This window comes from Corynebacterium sp. HMSC034H07 (genome assembly GCF_001815175.1).
Lineage (GTDB): Bacteria > Actinomycetota > Actinomycetes > Mycobacteriales > Mycobacteriaceae > Corynebacterium > Corynebacterium hiratae.
On record NZ_KV819513.1, the window covers coordinates 1 to 811 of the forward strand.

The window sequence follows — 811 nt, forward strand, 5'->3', positions numbered from 1 at the left end:
GCGTTGGTGGTGGGTTGTGGGGTCGCAGAGAATAGAGGGAAGCGACTGTTTATCAAAAACACAGGTCCATGCGAAGACGTTAAGTTGATGTATATGGACTGACGCCTGCCCGGTGCTGGAAGGTTAAGAGGACCGGTTAGTCACCTTTGGTGGCGAAGCTGAGAATTTAAGCCCCAGTAAACGGCGGTGGTAACTATAACCATCCTAAGGTAGCGAAATTCCTTGTCGGGTAAGTTCCGACCTGCACGAATGGCGTAACGACTTCTCTGCTGTCTCAACCACAGGCCCGGTGAAATTGCACTACGAGTAAAGATGCTCGTTACGCGCGGCAGGACGAAAAGACCCCGGGACCTTCACTATAGCTTGGTATTGGTGTTCGGTTCGGTTTGTGTAGGATAGGTGGGAGACTGTGAAACGTGCACGCCAGTGTGTGTGGAGTCGTTGTTGAAATACCACTCTGATCGGATTGGATGTCTAACCTTGGCCCATGATCTGGGTTGGGGACAGTGCCTGGTGGGTAGTTTAACTGGGGCGGTTGCCTCCCAAAATGTAACGGAGGCGCCCAAAGGTTCCCTCAGCCTGGTTGGCAATCAGGTGGTGAGTGTAAGTGCACAAGGGAGCTTGACTGTGAGACAGACATGTCGAACAGGGACGAAAGTCGGGACTAGTGATCCGGCACCTACTTGTGGATGTGGTGTCGCTCAACGGATAAAAGGTACCCCGGGGATAACAGGCTGATCTTCCCCAAGAGTCCATATCGACGGGATGGTTTGGCACCTCGATGTCGGCTCGTCGCATCCTGGGGCTGGAG

1 rRNA gene is annotated in these 811 nt (G+C 53.4%); it reads left to right on the plus strand.

Annotated features, from left to right (window positions below):
• Window positions 1–811 (plus strand): 23S ribosomal RNA (locus tag HMPREF3009_RS03310); the annotation flags it as partial.